Annotated in this window: 18 protein-coding genes; 4 read left to right on the forward strand and 14 right to left on the reverse strand. The window is 60.0% G+C overall.

Translation table 11 applies throughout. The annotated features are described in order from the left end of the window. Nucleotides 1-135: 135 nt before the first annotated feature. The 14 genes from ACR0AI_RS06315 to ACR0AI_RS06380 all read right to left on the reverse strand — a co-directional run bounded on the left by ACR0AI_RS06315 (nt 136) and on the right by ACR0AI_RS06380 (nt 18,190). Nucleotides 136-2,775 carry a molybdopterin-dependent oxidoreductase gene (locus tag ACR0AI_RS06315; RefSeq protein WP_480672491.1) on the reverse strand — a complete coding sequence of 880 codons (2,640 nt, stop codon included), beginning with the start codon at nt 2,773-2,775 and terminating at the stop codon, nt 136-138. Beyond that, nucleotides 2,775-3,107, reverse strand: coding sequence for a nitrite reductase small subunit NirD (nirD, locus tag ACR0AI_RS06320; protein ID WP_480672493.1), 333 nt, complete (start codon nt 3,105-3,107; stop codon nt 2,775-2,777). The genes ACR0AI_RS06315 and nirD overlap by 1 nt, the downstream gene beginning before the upstream one ends. Continuing rightward, complete coding sequence (nirB, locus tag ACR0AI_RS06325) at nt 3,104-5,539, reverse strand: nitrite reductase large subunit NirB (RefSeq protein WP_480672495.1); 2,436 nt, start codon at nt 5,537-5,539, stop codon at nt 3,104-3,106. The genes nirD and nirB overlap by 4 nt, the downstream gene beginning before the upstream one ends. A gap of 4 nt (nt 5,540-5,543) precedes the next feature. Continuing rightward, nucleotides 5,544-7,223, reverse strand: a complete 1,680-nt coding sequence (locus ACR0AI_RS06330; protein WP_480672497.1) for an ABC transporter ATP-binding protein — start codon at nt 7,221-7,223, stop codon at nt 5,544-5,546. A gap of 5 nt (nt 7,224-7,228) precedes the next feature. Continuing rightward, nucleotides 7,229-8,311: an ABC transporter permease gene (locus ACR0AI_RS06335; RefSeq protein ID WP_480672499.1), complete on the reverse strand. Its 1,083-nt coding sequence runs from the start codon at nt 8,309-8,311 to the stop codon at nt 7,229-7,231. A 72-nt stretch (nt 8,312-8,383) separates the two neighbouring features. Beyond that, nucleotides 8,384-9,748 (reverse strand): CmpA/NrtA family ABC transporter substrate-binding protein, encoded by a 1,365-nt coding sequence (locus ACR0AI_RS06340; RefSeq protein WP_480672870.1) that lies wholly within the window; start codon nt 9,746-9,748, stop codon nt 8,384-8,386. A gap of 270 nt (nt 9,749-10,018) precedes the next feature. Beyond that, the gene (locus ACR0AI_RS06345; RefSeq protein WP_480672501.1) at nt 10,019-11,188 is read right to left on the reverse strand and encodes an ABC transporter substrate-binding protein; all 1,170 of its coding nucleotides are present in this window, start codon (nt 11,186-11,188) and stop codon (nt 10,019-10,021) included. After that, nucleotides 11,185-11,769 (reverse strand): ANTAR domain-containing response regulator, encoded by a 585-nt coding sequence (locus ACR0AI_RS06350; RefSeq protein ID WP_480672503.1) that lies wholly within the window; start codon nt 11,767-11,769, stop codon nt 11,185-11,187. The genes ACR0AI_RS06345 and ACR0AI_RS06350 overlap by 4 nt, the downstream gene beginning before the upstream one ends. 148 nt (nt 11,770-11,917) lie before the next feature. Beyond that, nucleotides 11,918-12,850, reverse strand: a complete 933-nt coding sequence (locus ACR0AI_RS06355; RefSeq protein WP_480672505.1) for a hypothetical protein — start codon at nt 12,848-12,850, stop codon at nt 11,918-11,920. Nucleotides 12,851-12,856: 6 nt separating this feature from the next. Further along, entirely contained in the window at nt 12,857-14,170 is a 1,314-nt protein-coding gene (locus ACR0AI_RS06360; RefSeq protein ID WP_480672507.1) for a TRAP transporter large permease, read from the reverse strand. Between the two features lie 4 nt (nt 14,171-14,174). After that, nucleotides 14,175-14,699 carry a TRAP transporter small permease gene (locus ACR0AI_RS06365; RefSeq protein ID WP_419738744.1) on the reverse strand — a complete coding sequence of 175 codons (525 nt, stop codon included), beginning with the start codon at nt 14,697-14,699 and terminating at the stop codon, nt 14,175-14,177. Between the two features lie 79 nt (nt 14,700-14,778). After that, nucleotides 14,779-15,759, reverse strand: coding sequence for a TRAP transporter substrate-binding protein (locus ACR0AI_RS06370; RefSeq protein WP_480672509.1), 981 nt, complete (start codon nt 15,757-15,759; stop codon nt 14,779-14,781). 50 nt (nt 15,760-15,809) lie between these two features. After that, nucleotides 15,810-17,060: an NAD(P)/FAD-dependent oxidoreductase gene (locus ACR0AI_RS06375; RefSeq protein WP_480672511.1), complete on the reverse strand. Its 1,251-nt coding sequence runs from the start codon at nt 17,058-17,060 to the stop codon at nt 15,810-15,812. Continuing rightward, on the reverse strand, nt 17,057-18,190 hold the full coding sequence (locus ACR0AI_RS06380; RefSeq protein ID WP_480672513.1) for an enolase C-terminal domain-like protein: 1,134 nt from the start codon (nt 18,188-18,190) through the stop codon (nt 17,057-17,059). Before ACR0AI_RS06380 ends, ACR0AI_RS06375 begins: the two co-directional genes overlap by 4 nt. Before the next feature lie 91 nt (nt 18,191-18,281). On the opposite strand from ACR0AI_RS06380, the gene ACR0AI_RS06385 reads away from it, so the two are divergent. The 4 genes from ACR0AI_RS06385 (at nt 18,282) to ACR0AI_RS06400 (ending at nt 23,040) form a co-directional block, all read left to right on the forward strand. After that, nucleotides 18,282-19,208: a LysR family transcriptional regulator gene (locus ACR0AI_RS06385; RefSeq protein ID WP_480672515.1), complete on the forward strand. Its 927-nt coding sequence runs from the start codon at nt 18,282-18,284 to the stop codon at nt 19,206-19,208. Nucleotides 19,209-19,281: 73 nt separating this feature from the next. Continuing rightward, entirely contained in the window at nt 19,282-19,992 is a 711-nt protein-coding gene (locus ACR0AI_RS06390; protein ID WP_480672872.1) for an aspartate/glutamate racemase family protein, read from the forward strand. A gap of 172 nt (nt 19,993-20,164) precedes the next feature. Beyond that, nucleotides 20,165-21,904, forward strand: coding sequence for an ABC transporter substrate-binding protein (locus ACR0AI_RS06395; RefSeq protein WP_170378557.1), 1,740 nt, complete (start codon nt 20,165-20,167; stop codon nt 21,902-21,904). 86 nt (nt 21,905-21,990) lie between these two features. After that, nucleotides 21,991-23,040, forward strand: coding sequence for an ABC transporter ATP-binding protein (locus ACR0AI_RS06400; protein WP_480672517.1), 1,050 nt, complete (start codon nt 21,991-21,993; stop codon nt 23,038-23,040). The last annotated feature ends 1 nt before the right edge of the window (nt 23,041 follow it).

Here is a 23,041-nt window from a genome sequence, read left to right on the forward strand (position 1 = left end):
AAAAAGAGGCCGCAGCGAGTGCTGCGGCCTCGGTCTTTTCGGCCATGGCGTAAGCGCGAAGGACCATGCGCCAAACATGCCGACCTGCGTGCCCGGAATTGGGCGGCATCTGAGGACCCAGAATAGATCCCGCGCCTAAAGTTCGACGTTCTGCAATACCGGAACCGAATGCTTGGCAAGCAATCCTGACAGTTCCGGGCGGCATGAACCACAGTTAGTACCCGCCTGCAAGAGCCTGCCGATTTCATCGACGTCACCGATGTTCTGGGAACCGATGGCCCGGACGATCGTATTAAGTCCGACCCCGAAACAAGAGCAGACGATCGGCCCGCCATCCTCAACACCGTTTGCGGATCGTCCGGACAGGAGTAGATGAGGTTCGGCATCGGGCAGGGTTGCAAGATACTCCCTCATCAAGGTCACAGGTTCCCGAGAGACATAGAGAACGGCAAGAACGCGCGGACCGTCTGACAGTGCTATCCTGAACGACCCCCGCTTGGGATCTTCGACCGATGTGGACAGGGCATCTGGTAGTTGGAACCAGTCTCGGGCCGTTTTCTCCCAGTCGGAGGGCATCTCATAGCCCGCCAGCTCTGTTCTGTAGCCGTTTACGGTTTTCGCCGTTGCCCGATACTCTGCCGCCGGTGACGGAGGTGTCGCGGAGACTGCAAAACCGTACCAGCCGGCCTTCATGGGTTGCAGGGACACGGCAGCGGCTTTGCTTTCGGGTTGGCCTGACACAGGATCTGTGACGCCGGGTATCAATGCATCGACACGGGCCGAGGGGGCCGTTTCGCCTGTCCAGTGGATCGGCGCGAACACCTGTCCGGGCGCGACGGCATCGGATGTATTTAGTCGGAAGATACACGCGCCCACCGCGCTTTTGACCTCGACCAAGCTGTCGGGCTCTAGCCCGAGACGATCGGCATCCTTGGGGTGAACCTTAATAAAGGGCTCAGCAAGATGCGACGACAGGCGTGGTGACAGGCCAGTGCGGGTCATGGTGTGCCATTGGTCCCGCGTACGCCCGGTGTTCAGAAGGAACGGGTAGCGGTCCGAGGCCTTCGCCTCGGGCGGTATGTGGCTGACCGGGATCAGGCGGGCTTTGCCGTCAGGGTGGAAGAACTGCCCGTCGCCAAAGAACCTCCCTCCAGTGCCGTCAGGCGTCACCGGCCAGCGGGTTGGTTGCAGCTCGGCATAGTCGTCGTCCGACAAGTCAGCATATCCAGAGATGTCGAAATCGCGCCCAAAGGGTTTGGCCACCAATGACAGGGCAGCGTATTCGCGGAAAATCTGCGCAGGCGAGGTATAATTGAACGCCTCTTGCCACCCCATACGGCGGCCCACCTCCGCGAGGATGTCCCAATCGGCCCGCGCATTGCCCGGAGGAGTCAGGACGGCGCGCTGGCGGCTGATCGTGCGGTCCGAGTTGGTAACGGTGCCGCTTTTCTCGGCCCATCCAGCTGCGGGCAACACCACATCTGCGACGCGGGCGGTGTCTGTGTATTCGGTCAGGTCGCTGACAACCGTGAAGGGGCAGACTTTGATGGCGGCCTGCACCCGGTCGGCCTCGGGCATGGTGACGGCGGGGTTGGTATGGATCACCCAAAGGGCTTTGATCTGCCCCTTCTCAATCTCTCGAAACAGGTCGACGGCTTTCAGCCCCGGTTTCTTGGGCATATTTGGTGCGGCCCAGAACTTCTGAACCGCCGTGCGGTGGCTTTCGTTTTCGATGTCCAGATGACAGGCGAGCATGTTGGCTAGCCCGCCGACCTCTCTCCCGCCCATGGCGTTCGGCTGCCCGGTGACAGAAAACGGCCCCATGCCGGGTCGACCGATCCGGCCCGCGGCCAGATGGCAATTCAGGATCGCGTTGACCTTGTCCGTCCCGCTTGACGACTGATTGACACCCTGGCTGAAGATCGTGACCACGCGCTCGGTCCCGATCCACATGTCAAAGAAGGCGTCGAGGTCTTGCTGGTCCAGACCAGTCGCCGCCGGGTTTTCCTTTTGCGCGGCAGCCAATGCGTCCGTGAACCCTGTCGTATGGCTCAGAAAACCCGCGTCGACCTGTCCGATTTCGTGAATGCGGCCAAGCAGATGGTTGAACACAGCCACGTCGCTGCCCGGTGCCAGAGGCAGGTGCAGATCCGCCTGATCGCAACTTGCCGTTCTGAGCGGGTCGATCACGACGATCCGGGTCCCCCGCGCCTGACGTGCCGCCATGAGCCGTTGATAGAGAACCGGATGGCACCACGCGAGGTTTGAGCCGACCAAAACGACCAGATCGGCCTGATCCAGATCCTCATAGGTTCCGGGCACGGTATCTGTGCCAAAAGCGCGTTTGTGCCCGGCCACGGTGGATGCCATGCAGAGCCGCGAATTGGTGTCGATATTCGCCGATCCGATGAACCCCTTCATCAGCTTGTTGGCGACGTAATAATCCTCGGTCAGTAACTGCCCCGAGACGTAGAAGGCAACACTGTCCGGCCCGTGCGCCTTGATCGCCGCCGAGAACCGATCCGCGACCAGTTGAAGGGCGTCATCCCACCCGACATCCTGACCAAATGCGCGCGGGTTTCGCAGCCGGTGGTCGAGGCCGACGGTCTCACCCAAAGCCAAACCCTTGGAACAGAGCCGACCATAATTGGCCGGGTGGTCCGGGTCACCGCGTACGGCCAGCCCTCCGGCCCCGTCGGGTCGCAGCAGGACGCCACAGCCGACCCCACAATAGGCGCAGGTCGAGCGGACCTCGGGCAGGCCAGTGCCGTCCATCAGGCGGCGCTCCGGTGAGAGACTGTGCTGGCATCCAACAAGATACGCCCGCCTTCGAGACGCACCGGATAGGTGGCGATCTGCCCCTCGTCAGCGCCCTGCGCCTGGCCCGTGTTCAGGTCGAAGACCCAGTTGTGCAGAGGGCATGTAACCGATTGCCCATGCACGATCCCCTCGGACAGCGGCCCGCCTTTGTGGGGGCAGGTGTTGGTGGCGGCGAAGACCTCGGCCTCGGCGGTGCGGAAGACCGCGATACAGCCGATATGCGTTTTCACCAAACGCGCGCCGCGCAGTGGGATGTCGTCGATATGTCCGATGTCGATCCAGCTCATTCCGCGGCCTCCAGTGTGAAATCTGCAATCGGCGCGTAGGTTTGCGCTTTTTCTTTGACGTGTTCCGCCCAGGGGTCCTTGCGGTAGATGCTTTGGGACAGTTCGAACCGTTCGACCAGAGCGGCACGGTTCTCCCGGTCGTCCACGACCTGAGCCTTGACCCAGTCCATGCCCACCTTGCCCAGCCATTTATACAAGCGGTCCAGATACTTGCCGCCTTCGCGATAGGCCTGAGTGACGGCCATCACGACTTGAATCGCTTCGTCTTCGGTGGGAACCTGACAGAGCAATTCGGTCTCTTTGACGTCCATACCTGCGGCCCCGCCGATGCTGATCTGGTACCCTGAGTCCACGCAGACAACACCGATATCCTTGCAAGTCGCCTCGGCGCAGTTGCGCGGGCACCCCGACACCGCCAATTTCAACTTGTGCGGGGTCCACGACCCCCACAGGATTTTCTCAAGCTTGATACCCAGACCTGTGCTGTCTTGCGTGCCGAACCGGCAATGATCAGTGCCGACACAGGTTTTGACGGTACGCAGCCCTTTGGAATAGGCATGCCCCGAGACCAGACCGGCCTGATTCAGATCCGACCAGATGGCTGGCAGATCCTCACCCTTTACGCCCAGAAGGTCGATACGCTGGCCGCCAGTAACCTTGACCGTTGGTACATCGTATTTGTCGGCTGCATCGGCGATGGCGCGCAATTCGTCGGGGGTGGTGATGCCTCCCCACATACGCGGGACTACGCTGAAAGTGCCGTCCTTTTGGATGTTGGCGTGCTTACGTTCGTTGACGAAGCGGCTTTGCGGGTCGTCTTGATATTCCAGAGGCCAGTCGGCCAGCAGGTAATAATTGATCGCCGGACGGCAGACATGGCAGCCATTTGGCGTTGTCCAGCTTAGTTCTTGCCAAACGGCGGCCTGGCTTTTTAGTTCCTGCCCCTTGATAAGACGGCGCACATCTTCATGGGTCAGATCGGTGCAACCGCAGATCGGTTGCGCCGTTGGCATTTGGAACTCATCGCCCAGAGTGACTTGCAACACCTGTTCGACCAGTCCTGTGCATGTCCCGCAGGATGCGCTGGCCTTGGTGCTTGCACGCACGGCCCCCAGATCGCTGGCACCTGCGTTGATCGCCTCAACAATTTTACCTTTGCATACGCCGTTGCAGCCGCAAATTTCCGCCTCAGGCGGCAATGCTGCAACGGCTGAAAGAGGGTCCGCGGTGTCGCCCCCCTGATAGGCAGGCCCAAAGATCAGCGTCTCTCGCATCTCTTCGATGCTGGTGCCATCCTTGATCAGGCCAAAGAACCAGCTGCCATCGGCGGTGTCGCCATACATGACCGCGCCGACCAGACGATCCGCTTCGATCACCAGCCGCTTGTAGACCCCGCGCGAGGGGTCGCGGAACACGATGTCCTCGCGCCCCGGCCCATCCGCAAAATCCCCCGCGCTGAACAGATCGCAGCCAGTGACCTTCAACTTGGTCGAGAGGGTTTTCTGAACAAACGCAGCTTCTTCACCCAGCAGAGCCTGAGCGGCGACTTTCGCCTGATCATAGAGCGGCGCGACGAGGCCAAAGACCGCCCCGTCATGTTCTACGCATTCACCCACGGCGTAGACATCCGGGTCTGAGGTCAGCATCTGGTCGTCCACATGGATACCGCGCCCTGTGGCCAGACCAGCCTCATGCGCCAGCGCCGTGTTCGGGCGGATCCCCACGGCCATGACCAGCAGGTCACATGGCAATTCGGTCCCGTCGTCCAGAAGCAGCGCGCGGACGTTGCCATCTTGTCCGAGGATTTCCTTGGAGTTCGCCTGCAGGCAGATCTTAATGCCTTTGTCTTCCAGCGATTTCTTCAGCAGATAGCCTGCGGCTTCGTCAAGTTGCCGTTCCATCAGGTGGCCCATGATGTGAACGACGGTCACGTCGACCCCATGCGCGGCCATACCCGCGGCGGCCTCAAGCCCCAGCAGACCTCCGCCGATGATGACAACCTTGTTGCCCGAGCCCATGCCCATCATCCGCTGGGTGTCTTCGAGGTCGCGATAGGCGATCACGCCGTCCAGATCATGACCGGGTAGCGGGATGATGAACGGATTTGACCCTGTCGCAATCACCAGCTTGTCGTAGGGCACATGTCCGTTGACGCCCTCGACCACCTTCATTTCACGGTCGATCTTGGCCACCTGCTCGCCAAAGCGGCAGGAGATGCCGCGCTCGGCATACCAAGCGTCGTCATGGGTGACGATCTCTTCATAGGTTTTCTCGCCCGACAGAACCGGGCTGAGCATGATGCGGTTGTAGTTCCCGCGCGGCTCGGCGTTGAACAGGGTGATGTCGAACGCATCCGGCGCGGCATCGGTCAGGTGTTCCAGCACCCGACCCGAGGCCATCCCTGCGCCAATGACAACAAGTCTTTGCTTCATAGTTTCACTCCGCTGCAATCGCCTTGGGGGCGGGTGTTTTGGGCTTGGCGCCGTGTTCGTATTCTTCGAGGAAATCGAGGACCTCCTGCCGGTAGGCGTAGTAATCCGGGTGCTCCAAGAGGGCCTTGCGCGTGCGCGGGCGCGGCAGATCGACCTTGGTGATCTTGCCGATGGTCGCTTGCGGGCCGTTGGTCATCATCACAACGCGGTCGGCCAACAGGATCGCTTCATCCACGTCGTGGGTCACACAGATTGCGGTGACTTTGGTGCGGGACCAGACCTCCATCAGGACTTCCTGCAATTCCCAGCGTGTGAGGCTGTCGAGCATCCCGAAGGGTTCGTCCAGCAGCAGCAGCTTGGGGGACAGGGCGAAGGCGCGGGCGATGCCGACGCGTTGCTTCATACCGTTCGAGAGATCCGAGGCAGATTTGTCCATCGCGTCGGCCAGTCCGACACGTTCCAGATAGTACTCCACCACGTCCTGCCGCTCGGCCATGCTGGCCTTGGGATAGACCTTGTCGACGCCGATCGCGACGTTTTCTCTGGCGCTGAGCCATGGGAACAGGTTGGGCGATTGGAACACTACGGCGCGTTCGGGATCGGCGCCTTCGACGTGACGGCCGTCCAGCTTAATCGCACCTTTCGAGATGTCGTTTAGCCCTGCCGCCATGGTTAAAACCGTGGACTTGCCACAACCCGAATGGCCGATCAGAGAGATGAACTCACCCTTGTCGATCTTCAGGTCGAAATCCTCAACGACTGTCAGGGGGCCTTTGGGCGTCGGATACACCTTGTGCAGCTGCGAGAAGTCGAGGAAACGGTTTTCGATCATCCCCTTTTGCGCCTCGGCCACTGCCGTTGGAACGCCGTGGATCGGGGTGACATCCGGCAGGATGCGCGAGCCTTCGACCTTGGCCTCGATCCCCACATCCATCAGGTACTTGGTGACGTCGGCGCGGAGGCGTTTGAAGGTCTCATCGTTGTTCATCGCCCCGCGTTCGCGTGGACGTGGGATCGACACGCGGAATTCCTGCCCCAGCGTGCCATCTGGGTTCAGGGCAATGATGCGGTCGGCTAGAATGATCGCCTCATCCACGTCATTGGTGATCAGCACACAGGTCTTCTTGTCGGCCTCCCAGATGTGTTCGATCTCATCCGCCAGATTGGCGCGGGTCAGCGCATCCAGCGCCGACAAAGGCTCATCCAGCAGCAAAACCTCGGGGTTCATCGACAAAGCGCGCGCCACGTTGACTCGCTGGCGCATACCGCCCGATAACTCCGCCGGGCGACGCGTCGCGGCATGGCTGAGACCCACCATCTTCACATAATGCGCGACTTTCTCTGCTTTCTCGGCCTTGCTGAGTCCAGGAAAGACCGTATCCACCGCCAGCCCCACATTGCCGCTGACCGTCAGCCAGGGCATCAGAGAGTAGTTCTGGAAGATCACGCCACGCTCAGGACCCGGCCCCTTGATCGGGGTACCTTTGAACGTAACCTCACCCTTGGTTGGCGTATCCAGACCGGCCATCAGGTTGATCAGGGTCGTCTTGCCGGTGCCCGAGAAGCCGAGGATCACCAGAAACTCACCCTCTTGCACGTCAAGGTCGATGCCTTTCAGCACATCGGTGCGTGCGGTGCCTTCACCGAAGGATTTCGAGGCGTTCTTGAAGCTCAGAATGCTCATCTCGATCACCGGTTATTCGTGAAGGTAAACAGGGATTGCAGCGCGTACATCACCCGGTCCAGCAGGAAACCGATGATGCCGATGGTGAAGACCGCAACCATGATCTTGGCGAGCGAGCTGGACGACCCGTTCTGGAACTCATCCCAGACGAACTTGCCCAAACCGGGGTTCTGCGCCAGCATTTCCGCGGCGATCAGAACCATCCAGCCGACGCCCAGCGACAGGCGCAGGCCTGTGAAGATCAGCGGCAGGGCAGAGGGCAGCACCAGTTTGGTGATCTTGGTATAGGTGTTCATTTTCAACACCTTGGAGACATTCACCAGGTCCTTGTCGATCGAGGCTACACCCAGCGATGTATTGATCAGCGTGGGCCACAGCGAACAGAGTGTCACGGTGATGGCCGAGATCAGGAAAGACTTGGCGAACCAGCCATCATTTGTGACATAAACAGCCGAGACGATCATTGTGACGATCGGCAGCCAGGCTAGCGGAGACACCGGTTTGAAAATCTGGATCAGCGGGTTGAGCGCGGCATTGGCTGTCGGAGACAGGCCAGCGGCAATGCCAAGCGGAACGGCGACCACTGTGGCGATCAGAAAGCCGAAGAACACCGTTTTGATTGAGGTCCAGATTTGCTGGTAGTAGGATGGCGCCCCGGTAAAGGCGACTTCCTTCACCTTTTCGGGCTGTCCGGCATCAATGAACTTCTGATTGCGCTTCTCGACCATGGCTTCGAATTTGGCGCGCTTGGCGGCCTTGGCCTGTGCGTCTTCGTTCAGGCTGACCATCTCGCTCCAGACTTGCGCGGGTCCGGGGACCGCACCAAGCGAGGTCTGTACCTTGGGGGCCAGTGTGGCCCAGAGCAGCAGGAAGGCACAGATCGACAGCAGGGGAACGATCAACAACCGCCAAATCTCGGTCATCTGGGCGCGTGGGTTGTCTCCGGCGGCAGCCTTCAGGACGGGCGTGGCCCAACTGAGGCCCAACACTTGGAACCACTTGTCGGCTGCGTTGATGCGGGTGAAAAGGCGGGCGCGACGTTCCTCTCGGGCGGCGTCTGCCTTGAATTCGGGATCGACCGTTGTCATCTGATGTGTCCTTGCGATGGCGGGGCACTTTGGGGCCGCGCCCGACGAGGGCCGGGCGCGGTGTTTGGGGAATTAGCCTTGTACGTCGGAACCGACGATCTTCTGCTCGCCCTTCAGACCGATGGAGAGGCTTTCGAGATAGGCGTTGGGGGTGCGGCCGTCATAGGCGATACCGTCGATGATATCCTCGGCCGGCGTCGGTGCTTTGTAACCGTCGCTGTCCCACGGGAAATCAGCCTCGTTCGCCAGCCCTTCGTCGACCAGCAAGCGCGCGGCCTCAAGGTAGATCTCGGGCTTGTAGACCGACTTGGCGACTTCGTCATACCAGCTGTCGGGCTTGGCCTCGGCGATCTGACCCCAGCGGCGCATCTGGGTCAGGTACCAAACCGCGTCCGAGTAGAACGGGTAGGTCGCATTGTAGCGGAAGAACACGTTGAAATCGGGAACTTCGCGTTTGTCGCCTTTTTCATATTCGAACGTTCCGGTCATCGAGTTGGCAATGACGTCATAGTCCGCGCCGACATATTCCGGACGGCTTAGGATCTCGACCGCCTCGGGGCGGTTGGCGTTGTCGTTCTCATCCAGCCACTGTGCCGCGCGGATCAGCGCTTTGGTCACGGCCAGAGTGGTGTTTGGATACTCTTCGGCGAATTCGGCTGTGATGCCGAAGACCTTTTCTGGGTTGTTCTTCCAAAGTTCATAGTCGGTGATAACCGGAACACCGATGCCCTTGAACACGGCCTGTTGGTTCCAAGGCTCGCCCACGCAATAGCCGTAGATAGTGCCGGCCTCCAACGTGGCGGGCATTTGCGGCGGAGGCGTCACGGACAGGAAGACATCCGCGCCAATCTGACCAGTCACGTTTTCGGGGCTGTAATACCCCGGATGCAGACCACCAGCGGCTAGCCAGTAGCGTAGCTCGTAGTTATGGGTCGAAACTGGGAAGACCATGCCCATGTTGAACGGCTTGCCTTCGGACTTGTATTTCTCAACGACCGGTGCCAAGGCCTCAGCACTGATCGGGTGCTGCGGGCGACCGTCATCCATCTTTGGGATATTGGGCTTCATTTCTTCCCAAATCTCGTTCGAGACGGTGATGCCATTGCCGTTCAGGTCCATCGAGAAAGGCGTGATGATATGGGCTTCGGTCCCGTATCCGATGGTCGCCGCCAAAGGCTGACCCGCCAGCATATGCGCGCCGTCCAGCTGCCCGCCGATCACGCCGTCCAGCAGCACTTTCCAGTTGGCTTGCGCTTCCAACGTCACGAACAGACCCTCTTCGAGGAAGTAGCCCTGTTCGTAGGCGACGGCCAACGGGGCCATATCCGTCAGTTTGATAAAGCCAAAGGTCAGCTCGTCTTTTTCCAGTTCCAGCTCGGCCAATGCCGGAGAGACAAGCGCGGTAGACGCAATAAGGCCCAGAAGTAGCTTTTTCATCTCGATCCCTTTCGGTTCAGCCCAATCGCTTTGGGCAAACAAAAAAGCCGCCGACACACACCGCCGGGAGGATTGGCGGGTGGTCGAGCGGCTCTGCTCTTGGTGGATGCCCATTTCGGCGGGCGAATTCTTACGGTGGGCGTCGTTGCCTGCCGTTGACCCGATTAAGCCTTGTCGGGTTTGGGTCGTCATCCTTTTTTGGCATTTCAGAGGTACTTTTTCTGCAATGCAGCACTGTCGAATGCTGCGCTGCAAAAAAATTAGGCAATCTTAACCGGTCGGCTCGAAAATGCGCCGGTCGAAAAAGACATTAGGGGGTAGAATCAGGCTGCCATGAGTTGAGGCCACAGCAGTCGAGGTAGGCAGCGCGCCCTCCAGCTTTTCCGAGGCGCCTGGTGATTCCACGCCCAGCCCTTGCAGTTCACGACGATAAAGATCGCTGCGAAAGACCTTGGCGGCCTGACGCTCAGCGGTTGTGACATCCAGCCCGTTTCGCAGAGCCAATTGATGCGCAATCCATTTCGCCTGGCTGCGCCATGGGAAGGTGGCGGCCCCATCAAAGAACTCGACGAACCCCTCAAGATGGCGCTGTTCGCCGCGGGCAGAGATCGTAAACTCTCCCATCAGGGCGCGGTCGATCAGTTCGGGCGAGACGTTGAGATAGGATTTGCGGGACAGCATCTCGGACGCGGTTGTGCGGCTGTCTTCACTTGATAGCCAACGCCCGGCGCGCCAGACGGCCCGCATCAGACTGCCGAGCAGATGCGGCTCGGTCTCGGCCCAGTCGTTGCGCACGGCCAGCACCTTTTCCGGCGCGCAGGTCCAGATCGCCTGGCCCGGTAGAAGTAGGGTACCGACATTGTCGTCGACCGCGAAGGATCCCCAGGGCTCACCCACGCAGAAGGCGTCGATTTCTCCTCCTGCGAGCGCCTGCGCCATCAATGGCGGTGGTACAGTGCGGATTTCCACCTTTTTCGAGGCCAGCGGTGTTCCCGCCACCCAGTAGCGAAGCAGTTCGACATGCATCGAGAAAGGGAATGGGACGCCAAAGACAAGAACGTCTCCGGCGGCTTTGGCCAATGCCGCGCCGGCTTTGGCGGCATCGGCAAAGTCAAAGCCATATCCCTGATGTGCCAACCGTCCGGCCAATTGCGTTCCAACACCAATCACGGTTCCGTTCATCGACAACACCGACACGGCCGATAAGGGGGTTGCGATACCGCCAAGTCCCAATGCCATCGCCACGGGGACCGGAGACAGCAGATGCGCAGCATCGACATGTCCAAAGGCCAGCATGTCGCGCAGGGACGACCAGGATGGGGCAGGGCGCAGATCCAGCGAAACGCCCTCGGCATGGTCGAACCCCATTTCGCGCGCGACAATTAATGGGGCGGCATCGACCAGCGGCATGTAGGCCACGGGAAGGGTGACGGTCCTCATGACAACAACCCCGAGGCCGTAACCAGCGCCTCGGCAACCTCGGCCACCCTGCGGTTCTGGTTCATCGCGGTTTTGCGGAGCAGGGCATAGGCCTCATCCTCGGGCACGCCTTTGGCTTTCATCAACAAGCCTTTGGCGCGGTCGATCACCTTGCGTTCTTCCAATGCGCGGCGAGTTTCAGCCAGTTCCGTCCGCATCTGGCGCAGGACCTGAAACCGAGCGATGGCCGTGTCTATCACCGGCTTGATACGCTCGGCCTGAAGGCCGTCGACCACATAGGCCGAGACACCCGCCTCAACAGCGGCTTTCGCCAACCCTCCGGCTGCGCCGGACACAAACATGGCGACGGGACGCTCCAAGGGACCTGAAGCAACGGTCAATTCCTCGAGCATGTCGCGCGACGGATTGTCGATATCAATCAGAACGATATCGGGGCTGTGGGTGGCAATCTTCCGCGCCAGTCCCGAGGCGTTTCCGATCACGAACACATCGACATTGCCGGACTCCTTCAGCGCATCCACGATGGCAAAGGCCCGGTCTTGGTTTTGTTCTACGACAACAATTGTCAGGTTCTGGCTCATACGGAGTCAGTTGGGCGCGCCGCATGGGGTTGGCAACAGATCGATTGCTGCGCTTGCAAAGGGACCACAAGTGTAGATCAATTTTTGGGCGAACAACGTCTGAGTGCGTATTCTTCAGGCAATCACAGGGCGCAGCTATTGGGATTGTCTAGGGGTCAGATGCATTCGTTCGATACAGTCGCCGCATCAGAGTTGGGGTCAGGTACATCGGAATCTGGTAGGCCCCGATAAAGACCATGATTGGGGCGATGACCTCGGGCGGCAACGCGACAAAGAACAGGGCAATATTGCGATTGCCTGCGATCAAGGAAACGGCCGTCGCTTGTGCTGGTGGGCTCCGCCTGCGCAATAGGCTGGACATCACGGCCTGAGCGCCAAAGTTGATCACGCAGGCAAAAGCGACCCAGAACAGCGCGATGCCGGGGGCCTCCAGGGCTGTTGCGCTGAGCGACGGCATCAGGCCAATCACAAAGACCGCCAGGGTGATCGCGCCCAACCCTTCAAGATTGCTGAGCGTGGACGCGGACGGGTTTCGAAGGACAGTCAGGCGCAGGACGATCGCAGCGGAGGCCGCAACGGCGATGGACAAGAACAAGCGGGCCGAAGCACCGGTGACGGCGCGAATATCCTCCAGCTCTGGCATGAGCCAGAAGACGGGCAGAGCCGTCAGGGGCAAAAGCGCGGTTCCCACCACCACAAGCCGCACTGCGTGTTCTGCCGGGTGTCCCATCATCAGGCACATGTTCGGGCTGCCGGAAATCGAGGGCGCTGCGGCGACGATGAGCAGCGACAGGAAGATCGGCGAACTCATCCAGCCGGCCGTGTATCCAATGGCCAGAAGCGTCAGCGGCACCGCAAGTTGCAGTGCTGCAATCGTGCGGATCACGCTGCGCAGGTCTGACAGCGAGCCAATGAGTGTTTTTGGCTCCATCCTTAGGACGGTCACGAACAGAAGCACCATGACGAGCGGCGGCAACAGCGGGCGCATCGGCTCGGCGAGGCTGGGCAAGAGCAGACCGGCAACCAGCCCCGCGACCAGTACAATGGGGCCGTTGCGGGCCGCCAGATGTAGCGGGTTCAAGTGGCGCTACCCGCCGGGGCTCTGACGTAGGTTATCAGGCAACCAGGTGGCCAGCTCAGGGAACCAGATCAGAACAAATACCATCAGCACCATGATCAGGAACATCGGAATGGCGGCGCGGGCGATATAGCTCATCTCGTGGTTGGTCATGCCCTGCATCACGAAAAGGTTAAACCCGATGGGCGGCGTGATCTGGGCCATCTCTACGACAACGACGATGAAGATGCCGAACCAGATCAGATCAATCCCCGCATCGCGGATCATCGGTTCGACCACGGCCATGGTCAGTACGACCGACGAGATGCCGTCCAGAAAACACCCCAGTATGATGTAGAAGACCAGCAGCACCATCAGCAGCTCGAACCGTGTCAGTTCCCACCCGGCAATGAGGTCGGCGAGGCCTCGAGGCAGGCCGGTGAAGCCCATCGACAACGACAGGAAGGCCGCGCCTGAAAGGATCAAGGCAATCATCGCGCTGGTGCGCGTTGCGCCCATCAAGCTTTCGGTGAAGGTCTTCCAGTTGAGCGAGCCTTGACCGGCGGCCAACAACAGCCCTCCGATCACGCCAAAGGCGGCGGCTTCGGTTGCAGTGGCATAGCCCAGATACATCGAGCCAATCACCACCGTGATCAACAGGATCACCGGCAACAGGAAGCGAGAGTTGTGGATTTTCTCGCGAAAGCTCAGCTTGGCTTCGACATTGGGCTGCCAGTCCTTACCCAGTTTCGAATAGATCGCGACATAGCCCATGAACATCGCGGCCAGAACGAGGCCGGGCAGGATGCCGGCAAAGAACAGTTTGGTGATGGATTCATTGATGGTGACACCATAGACGATCAGCGTCAGCGAGGGTGGGATCATCAGGCCCAATGTTGCGGCTCCGGTCAGGGTGCCGATGATCATACGCTCTGGGTAGTTGCGCTTGCGCAGTTCCGGGATCGACATCTTGCCCACAGTGGTCAGTGTGGCCGCAGATGAGCCGGACACTGCAGCGAAGACCGTGCAGCCGACGATATTGGTATGCACCAACCCGCCGGGCAGAGGGGCCATCCACGGCGAAAGCCCTTTGAACATATCCTCGGATAATCGCGTTCGGTACAGGATTTCCCCCATCCAGATGAACATCGGCAGCGCGGTCAGGGTCCAGGACGAGGACGCGGACCAGATCGTGGTGATCATGACGTCGCCGACGGGGCGGGTTGTGAACAACTCCATCCCGACCCAGGCGACGCCCATCAGGGCAAGGCCGACCCAAACGCCAGTGCCCAGCAGGGTGAAGAGGACGAAGATGAACAGGATGATGATCGAAAGGTTTTCCATACGCTCATTCCCCCTGGCTTTGGTCGGCCAGATCGGGGGTGATGCGGTGATCCCCCTTGAACAGCACGTGGAGCAGGTGGTCGGTTAGTGCGATAGCGAGGATCACGGCGCCGATCAGCATGGCGGATTGCGGAATCCACAGGGCGGTTCTGTCCTGCCCCTGACTGACATCGTTGAATTTCCAGCTCCAATAGACAAAGCGGTAGGCGTACCAGCAGAAATACCACATGACCGCTGTGCCGATGGCGAAACACCAGATTTCCAGAACACGCCTGAATCCGTCCGGCACGGCGTTCAACAGAATGGAAACGCGGATATGACTGCCTCGGTTCAGCGCGTTGGCAAAGGCCAGAAAGGACGCGGCCGCCATGGCGTAGCCAGCATAGTCGGGCGCGCCGGGAAAGACCTCTCCGGTCCAGCGGGCCAGCATCTGCACCACGATCAGCAGCAAAATGGCGATCAGGCTCAGCGCAGCCAGAACGCCTGCGGCCTGATAAATGAAATCCAGAACGGACCGAAGCCCACGCATAACCGCCATACTGTCCCCGCTTGGTTTGCTTTTTTTGAGATGGTGCGGGCGGCAGAAGGACCTGCCGCCCTTTTTGGCGCTATTGCTGCGCGGCGTTGAACGCATCGACGATGGCTTTGCCCTCGTCGCCTGCCGCCTCAAGCCATTCGTTGGTCATGGTGACGCCGATTTCTTTCAGCTCGCCCACCATCTGGTCAGAGGCCGGGCCAACGGTCATGCCACCATCGCGCAGACCCTGCAGAGTAAAGCCGGTGTATTCCTTGGCACGCCAATTACCGGCATATTCGGCCAGTTCCGCGCAGGCTTTGATGACGTTCTTGTTGGCGTCAGACACGCCTGACCAGACGTCCGAATTGACCATCACGTAGTTGCGCGGAAGCCAGGCGTCAACTTCGTAGAAATAGTTCAGGCTTTCCCAGACCTTGCGGTCATAGCCGGTCGACCCGGAGGACACCATCGAGTCCGCCACGCCCGTTGCAAAGGCCTGGCTGATCTCTGCGGCTTCAATCGTCACGGGCAGCATGCCCGTCAGCTCGGCCAGACGCGAGGTAGCGTTGTTGTAGGACCGGAACTTGATGCCTTTCATATCGGCGACCGAGTTCACCTCATCCTTGAAGTACAGCCCTTGCGGCGGCCAAGGCACGGCATAGAGCAGCGTCAGGTTTTGCTCGGCCAGCAGGTTCTCGATCGAGGGCTTGGCCGCTTCCCACAGTTTGGTGCTGTCGTCGAAGGACGTGGCAAGGAAGGGGATCGAATCGAAGCCGAACAGCGCGTTTTCATTCTGGTGGCCAGACAACAGGCGCTCGCCAATCGGGGCCTGCCCGGTTTGGATTGCGCGCTTGATATCGGCACCTTTGAACAGCGAACCCGAGGGGTGGGTCACGATCTCGATCTCGCCGCCGGTTCCGGTTGTTACACATTTGGCGAATTCAGCACCCGTGGCCGAGTGGAAGTTCGAGGCCGAATAGGCCATCGGCATGTCCCATTTCTCGGCCATGGCGGGGGCGGCCGCGGCGGCGGTCAATGCGGTTGCCGCGAGAAGGCTAGTGAGTTTCTTCATGATAGTCTCCCTATTGTTATGCGTTGGATTGGCTTTTTGAGCCGAATTATTCATGTTGCGAACCGTGCTGGCGCGTAGACGCTGGTATCTGTGTTTGGCGTGCGCCCTGCGATCATCTGAGCCAGCAAACGGCCGGTTTTTGGGCCGCCGGTCAGGCCGATATGGTGGTGGCCGAAGCCCATATAGGCTCCGGAGATACCGGGAACCTCACCGATGATCGGGATCGAGTCCGCAGGGGCCGGTCGGTGCCCCATCCATTCAATTTCCTCCTTCCATGTCACGCCAGGCAAGGCTGCGCGGGCGTTCTTGCGTAGCAATTCAAATGGCGCGCGTGAGGGCGGAGCGTCCAGCCCGCCAAATTCGACAATACCCGCCAACCGTATGCGCCCATCCATCGGTGTGGCAACAAATTTACCAGAGGCCACCATGACCGGGCTGCGGGGCATGGCCGATGGCGCGACCAGTTCAAGATGGTAGCCACGTTCACTTTCCAGCGGGACCGAGATGCCCAGCCGTTTGGCCACAGGCCCGGACCAGACGCCCGCGCTGACGATGGCCGTGTCGCAGGAGATGGTCTCGCCGCCCGCGCGCACGCCGGTGACTTTGCCTGCGTCTCGGATGACATCCTCAACCTCGGCGCGCAGAATGCGCCCGCCATTGGCCTCGACATGGGCGGCAAGGTCTTTCACATAGCGGCCCGGATCTCTGATATGGCCGTGATCCGCCAGCCGGGTCGCAAATGAGATGTCGCGACTGAAGACCGGATCATAGTCATGAAAGGCCTGCCCTTCGAGCTCATCCCAGTGAAACCCATGCTTGCGCCGGATGCCCCACCCAAAGGCGTCCCCTTCGAAATGAGCCCGGTCGCGGTAAAGGAACAGATAGTCCGACGGGACCAGCCATTTCTCCGCCCCGGTCCCTTCAGCCAAGGCCTTGTGGTCGTTCAAACTGTCGCCAATGATCGGGTTCAGGGCGGCGGCGATCCGGTCTACCTCGTCGGCTTTTGCGTGGCTCAGGTAGCGGGTCAGCCAAGGCACAAGCTTTGGGAAATATCCCCATTTCATGAACAGCGGCTCGGATGGGCTGAACAGCATACGGGGGGCTTTGCGCAGCAGGCCTGGCACTGTCACCGGAACGATTGAGCAGGAGGCAAGCACCCCGCCATTGCCATGAGATGTCCCCTCGGCAGGCCCCGCTTTATCAATCAGGATAACATCATGCCCATCCCGCTGTAGCCAGACAGCGGCCGAGACGCCGACAATCCCGGCACCAATGATGGCAATGGTCTTCTTGTCGCTCATGCTGCCCCCGATTTCGCAACCGCATAGTGGTTGAGCTTGGCCAGATCCGGCATCCCGCCAAGTCCGGGGGCGTCTGGCACGATGACTTGACCGTCCCGCACCTCGAAAGGGAATTCCAGGATATCTTCTGTCAGAAAATAGCTGGCCTGATAGAACTCACAGCCCAATGTGATCTCGGGCGTTGCGGCGATCATGTGGGTTCCAGCGAGATGGGCCAGGCCTGCTTCGAACATGTCGCCGCCATAGGCGCTCAGCCCATGGGTGGCGGCAATGCGGGCGACCGTCTGGCCTCGTGTCAGACCGCCAGACTTCATGATCTTGACCGAGACGCCATCGCAAATCCCCTCACGTGCGGCGCGCTCCATGTCCTCGGGGCCAAAAACACTTTCATCGGCCAGCAGTGGGACGTCGATCATCTGCTTCAGCTGCGCCATCATGCCAAAGTGCTGCGCCCGAACGGGTTGTTCGATGAAGTCGGTTTGAAACTGGGCCACGTCGCGCACCTGCGCCGGGGCGTCCTCGATGCTCAGCCCCTGATTGTAGTCGACGCGGACGGCCATTTCGGGGTGGTTCTGAGCCAGATATTCAAGCCGCATAATATCGAACGCATGATCCTTGAACCCTGTCTTGAGTTTCACGATCCGAACGCCGTCATCGCGCAACCGCGCCAACAGGTCGATATCCTGCGCGAAGTCAGGATTGGCGATGGAGCAACTCAGCGGGATCGCGTCACGGCACTTGCCGCCCAACAAGGCCCAAACCGGTAGGGCGGAGACGCGGCCAGTCAGGTCCAGCAGTGCGGCCTCCAAAGCGGCCTTGGCCTCGGTACAATGGGCGACGGCGTGGGCGGCATGGGCCATGATCGCGGCCCGGTCGGACAGGCGCGCGCCTAAAACCAGCGGGCGCAGATAGCGGTCCAGCGCTGCAAACGTGGCCTCGGGCGTGCCGGTAAACACCGACCAGGGCGAGGCCTCACCAAACCCTTGCGTGCCGTCCTCAGCGGTCAGTCTGAGGATGACGACCTCGCACGCGCCCTCGACCGAGCCGATGCCGTGATCCCGACGGGATGTCACCGGCAGCGCAAGGTGCCACAGATCATAGCCCGTAATTTTCTGTTGTAGATCAGACATCCCACCTCCGGTCAGGACGCAGCCTGCCTTGACCAGAATATCATTTCAAATACTATATATTGCTTATACTATCAGAAAAAATGATGAACCAATGTCTCTCAGATTTCGTCAGTTGCAGGCTTTTCACGCGATCATGGAGACAGGGACGGTCACCGGCGCCGCGTCAGTGCTTGGCATTTCACAGCCGGGCATCAGCAACCTTCTGTCTCAGCTAGAGCGCGAGGCGCGTTTGCCCTTGTTCGAACGCACCAAAGGACGCTTGCTGCCCACGCCCGAGGCCGAGCTTCTCTATCGTGAGGTCGATACCGTGGTGCGCGGGTTGGATCACGTGGCGCAGGCCGTAACGGATTTGCAGAACAAACACCCCGGTCAGTTGCAAGTCGCCGCCCCGCATATGCTGTCATTCGGCTTCATGCCCCGCGAGATTGCGCGCTTCTCGCAATCCCGTCCCAATCTGTCGGTCAGCTTTCAATCGCAATACTCGTCGAAAATTCAGGAATGGGTGACGTCAGGCCTGTTCGAGATCGGCATCGTCGAGATGCCCATTCTGCATGACACCCTGAACGCCAAGGTTTTTCGGTTTGAAACGCTGGCGACGTTTCCCGAAAACAGCCCTCTGGCCGCGCATGAGGTCTTGACCCCTGAACTGCTTGAAAAGGAGCCGTTCATTGTGATGGGGCCGGAGCATCAGACCCATCGTAGGACCCGCGAGGTGTTCCAAAATGCCGGGTGCGACTGGCGGACCAAGATCCACACGCATTTGTCGGAAAACCTGCTCAGCTTCGTCAAGGAGGGCATGGGCGTAGCCCTAATCGACCCGTTTACCGTGTCGTTCGATGGCGAGGACGGCTATCAAACCCGGCCGTTTCAACCGCCCGTGATGCTGGATCTTGCGGTCATCACCGCCAAAGGCCGCCCGCTCTCCGCCATCGGGCAGGCGTTTCTGGCGCAGTTGATGACCTCGATTGAGACCTTCGCCGAGGGCGTGGTACCAGACGAACGGCAGGCGATTGGATAACGCGGTTGGCAACCAGCATGAGGATGTGAAACTGTCGGGCGGAATCGACGCTCTGAACGCAGGAGGAGGGCAGATGATCGCACAGGGAGGGAAATCCATCTACGGGGCGTCGGTGGGTATCTTGATGCTCGATGCGCGGTTTCCACGCATTCCGGGCGACATGGGGAATGCGACGACCTGGCCGTTCCCCGTGCTCTATCGGATCGTGCGCGATGCCTCGCCTGACCTTGTTGTGCGGCGCGGCGCCGAGGGCATGTTGAGCGCGTTTATCGATGCGGCCCGTGACCTTGTTTGCGATGGCGCGGACGGCATCACCACGAATTGCGGTTTTCTGTCCCTGTTCCAGCAAGAATTGTCCGAGGCCGTTCCGGTTCCGGTCGTAACCTCCTCGTTGATGCAGGTTGAGATGGTCAATCGCACCCTGCCGGCCGGAAAGCGTGCTGGGGCCCTGACCATCTCGGCCTCGACCCTGACGGATGACCACTTGCGGAAAGCGCAGGTGCCCGAAGGAACGCCGATCGGAACGACGGAAGGGGGGCAGGAATTCACGCGCGCGATTCTGGGAAACGAGGAAGCGCTGGATGTCGAGAAGGCGCGCGCTGACAATGTCGAGGCGGCTCTGCGGCTGCAAAAAAACCATCCTGAGCTGGGCGCAATCGTTCTGGAATGCACCAATATGTGCCCCTATGCTGCCGATATCCAAAGCGCCACGGGGTTGCCTGTTTTCTCGATTGTCAGCTTTGTGACCTGGTTCCAATCCGGTCTTTTGCCGCAAAGGTTCTGAAAAAGCGGTGCGGCGCTCAATTGGAAAAATTAAATAATAACAATGCATAAGGCGGAATTTTTCTGCCCTCACATCAATTACTAAAAATTTAGTTTGACAGATGCGCGGTAAATCGCTGATGTTGGTTGCCATCCGGTTCGCGCCGGAATCCATAGTTTTTGGGAGGAAACAGATGCGGAGACATCTACTTTCCGCAGTGGCGGCGGCTGCCGTCATTGCGGGGCACGGTCCCGTTTGGGCCGACGAAGCCGCAGCACAACGTTGGATCGACGACGAATTCCAGCCATCGACTCTGTCGAAAGACGAACAGATGGGCGAGATGAAGTGGTTCATCGAAGCTGCACAGCCTTATGCGGGCATGGAAATCAACGTTCTGTCAGAAGGCATTCCAACGCACTCGTATGAATCCGAGGTGCTGACCAAGGCGTTCGAAGAGATCACCGGGATCAAGGTCAACCACCAGATCCTTGGCGAGGGCGAAGTGGTTCAGGCGGTTCAGACCCAGCTGCAGACGGGCCGGAACCTCTATGACGGCTACGTTAACGACAGCGACCTGATCGGGACGCACTCTCGCCTGCAATTGGCCTATCCGCTGACCGACATGATGGCGGGCGACTGGGCGGCGACGACCTCGCCGACGCTGGATCTGGATGACTTTATGGGCATTCAATTCACCACCGGTCCGGATGGCAAGCTGTATCAGCTGCCTGACCAGCAGTTCGCGAACCTCTACTGGTTCCGCAAAGACTGGTTCGACGACGAGGCCAACAAGGCCGCCTTCAAAGAGAAGTATGGCTATGACCTTGGCGTTCCGGTCAATTGGTCCGCTTACGAAGACATTGCCGAATTCTTCACCAACGACGTGAAAGAGATCGACGGTGTGACAATCTACGGTCACATGGACTACGGCAAACGCGCGCCTGACCTTGGCTGGCGTATGACCGACGCGTGGCTGTCGATGGCCGGTGCCGGTGACGTAGGTGAGCCGAACGGTATCCCCGTTGACGAATGGGGCATCCGCATGGAAGCGGGCACCTGTAACCCTGTCGGGGCCTCCGTCTCGCGCGGTGGTGCGGCCAACGGTCCGGCTGCGGTCTACGCGATCCGCAAGTGGGATGAGTGGCTGCGGGCATACGCTCCTCCGGGTGCGGCGTCCTATGACTTCTACCAGTCGCTGCCAGCGCTTAGCCAAGGCAATGTAGCCCAGCAGATCTTCTGGTACACCGCCTTTACCGCTGACATGGTGAAGCCGAAGTCCGAAGGCAACAACACCGTGGACGACGAAGGCACGCCGCTGTGGCGGATGGCGCCCAGCCCGCACGGCCCCTATTGGGAAGAAGGCCAGAAGGTCGGCTACCAAGACGTGGGCTCCTGGACGTTCCTTAAATCGACCCCCGAGGATCGTGCCCAGGCGGCTTGGCTCTATGCTCAGTTCGTGACGTCGAAGACTGTTGACGTGAAGAAGTCCCATGTGGGTCTGACCTTCATCCGCGACAGCTCGGTCAACCACGAGTCGTTCACCGAACGCGCACCCAAGCTGGGTGGTCTGGTCGAGTTCTACCGCTCGCCTGACCGCGTGGCATGGTCGCCAACTGGCATCAACGTGCCGGACTATCCGAAGCTGGCCCAGATCTGGTGGCAGCAGATCGGTGACGTGAACTCGGGCGCCTTCACCCCGCAAGAGGCGATGGATCGCCTGGCTGAGGAAATGGACATCACCATGGCCCGTATGCAGGCCGCGGATGAAAGTGCCGGTGTCTACGGTGGCTGCGGCCCACGTCTGAACGAGCCGCAGGATCCTGCCTTCTGGCTGGAGAAAGAGGGCTCGCCCAAGGCCAAGCTTGAGAACGAAAAGCCGCAAGGCCAGACCGTCAACTATGACGAACTGGTTCAGCGCTGGCAGTCTCAGTAAGCGATTGAAACCGGGGGTGCCGATTGCGGCATCCCCATCCCAAGACCAAGACAGCGCATCGCGCTGCGGGATCGGAATTCACGGACATGATCGAACTTAAAGACGCGACCAAACGGGTCGGGAACGTCATCCATATCAAACCCACATCCCTGACGCTGCAGACCGGCCATTTCAATGTGTTGCTGGGCGCGACGGGATCGGGCAAGACCTCTCTGATCAAGATGATGGCCGGGCTGGACCCGATCGCATCGGGCAAGGTCTTCATGGATGGGCAGGATGTGACAAAGCTGAACACGCAGAAGCGGCAGATCAGCCTGGTCCACCAGTTCTTCGTGAACTACCCGCATATGACCGTTTTCGACAACATCGCCTCGCCCCTGCGCGTGGCAGGCATGGCGAAATCCGAAATCCAAGGCCGCGTGGAAGAGGCTGCCGATCTGCTTCAACTGCGCCCGATGCTACATCGCCGCCCGCACGAACTGTCTGGTGGTCAGCAACAACGCACCGCCTTGGCCCGCGCGATTGCGAAAGAAAGCCGCGCCGTGTTCCTGGATGAGCCGCTGGCCAACCTCGACTACAAGCTGCGCGAAGAACTGCGTGAGCAGTTGCCGGATTTGTTCGCCGGGCGCGGCGCGGTGGTGGTTTATGCCACCTCAGAACCCGAAGAGGCGCTGTTGCTAGGTGGTCATACCGCGCTGATGGAAGACGGGTATGTGACGCAGTTCGGCCCAACGGCTGATATCTACCGAAATCCCGAAAATCTGGCTGCAGCACGCGTATTCTCGGACCCGCCGATCAACGTCGCCCGCATCACGGTTTCCGGCGCACAAGCGCAGCTTGCCGGAGGAGGTGGCTGGGCGGTACAGAACATGGCCGATGGCGAATACATGGTGGCTGTGCGCCCTCATCGCGTCACACCGATCCGGACATCTGAGGCTGACGTTGAACTGACAGGCCGCGTGATCGTGACCGAACTGTCGGGATCGGACTCCAGCGCGCATTTCCGGCATGGCGCGGACGACTGGGTGTCTTTGGCGGCAGGGGTTCACCCCTATCAGGTCGGTGAGGATCACAGTTTCTACATGAACCCGGCGCATTGCCGGTATTTCGGCCAAGACGGCCAAAGGGTGGCCTGAC

The organism is Ruegeria sp. BG3, from assembly GCF_056538485.1.

Coding starts and splice junctions, on each gene's coding strand:
- ACR0AI_RS06315 (WP_480672491.1), bottom strand. CDS start 2,775: ATGGACGGCACTGGCCTGCCCGAGGTCCGCTCGACCTGCGCCTATTGT.
- nirD (WP_480672493.1), bottom strand. CDS start 3,107: ATGAGCTGGATCGACATCGGACATATCGACGACATCCCACTGCGCGGC.
- nirB (WP_480672495.1), bottom strand. CDS start 5,539: ATGAAGCAAAGACTTGTTGTCATTGGCGCAGGGATGGCCTCGGGTCGG.
- ACR0AI_RS06330 (WP_480672497.1), bottom strand. CDS start 7,223: ATGAGCATTCTGAGCTTCAAGAACGCCTCGAAATCCTTCGGTGAAGGC.
- ACR0AI_RS06335 (WP_480672499.1), bottom strand. CDS start 8,311: ATGACAACGGTCGATCCCGAATTCAAGGCAGACGCCGCCCGAGAGGAA.
- ACR0AI_RS06340 (WP_480672870.1), bottom strand. CDS start 9,748: ATGAAAAAGCTACTTCTGGGCCTTATTGCGTCTACCGCGCTTGTCTCT.
- ACR0AI_RS06345 (WP_480672501.1), bottom strand. CDS start 11,188: ATGAGGACCGTCACCCTTCCCGTGGCCTACATGCCGCTGGTCGATGCC.
- ACR0AI_RS06350 (WP_480672503.1), bottom strand. CDS start 11,769: ATGAGCCAGAACCTGACAATTGTTGTCGTAGAACAAAACCAAGACCGG.
- ACR0AI_RS06360 (WP_480672507.1), bottom strand. CDS start 14,170: ATGGAAAACCTTTCGATCATCATCCTGTTCATCTTCGTCCTCTTCACC.
- ACR0AI_RS06365 (WP_419738744.1), bottom strand. CDS start 14,699: ATGCGTGGGCTTCGGTCCGTTCTGGATTTCATTTATCAGGCCGCAGGC.
- ACR0AI_RS06370 (WP_480672509.1), bottom strand. CDS start 15,759: ATGAAGAAACTCACTAGCCTTCTCGCGGCAACCGCATTGACCGCCGCC.
- ACR0AI_RS06375 (WP_480672511.1), bottom strand. CDS start 17,060: ATGAGCGACAAGAAGACCATTGCCATCATTGGTGCCGGGATTGTCGGC.
- ACR0AI_RS06380 (WP_480672513.1), bottom strand. CDS start 18,190: ATGTCTGATCTACAACAGAAAATTACGGGCTATGATCTGTGGCACCTT.
- ACR0AI_RS06385 (WP_480672515.1), top strand. CDS start 18,282: ATGTCTCTCAGATTTCGTCAGTTGCAGGCTTTTCACGCGATCATGGAG.
- ACR0AI_RS06390 (WP_480672872.1), top strand. CDS start 19,282: ATGATCGCACAGGGAGGGAAATCCATCTACGGGGCGTCGGTGGGTATC.
- ACR0AI_RS06395 (WP_170378557.1), top strand. CDS start 20,165: ATGCGGAGACATCTACTTTCCGCAGTGGCGGCGGCTGCCGTCATTGCG.
- ACR0AI_RS06400 (WP_480672517.1), top strand. CDS start 21,991: ATGATCGAACTTAAAGACGCGACCAAACGGGTCGGGAACGTCATCCAT.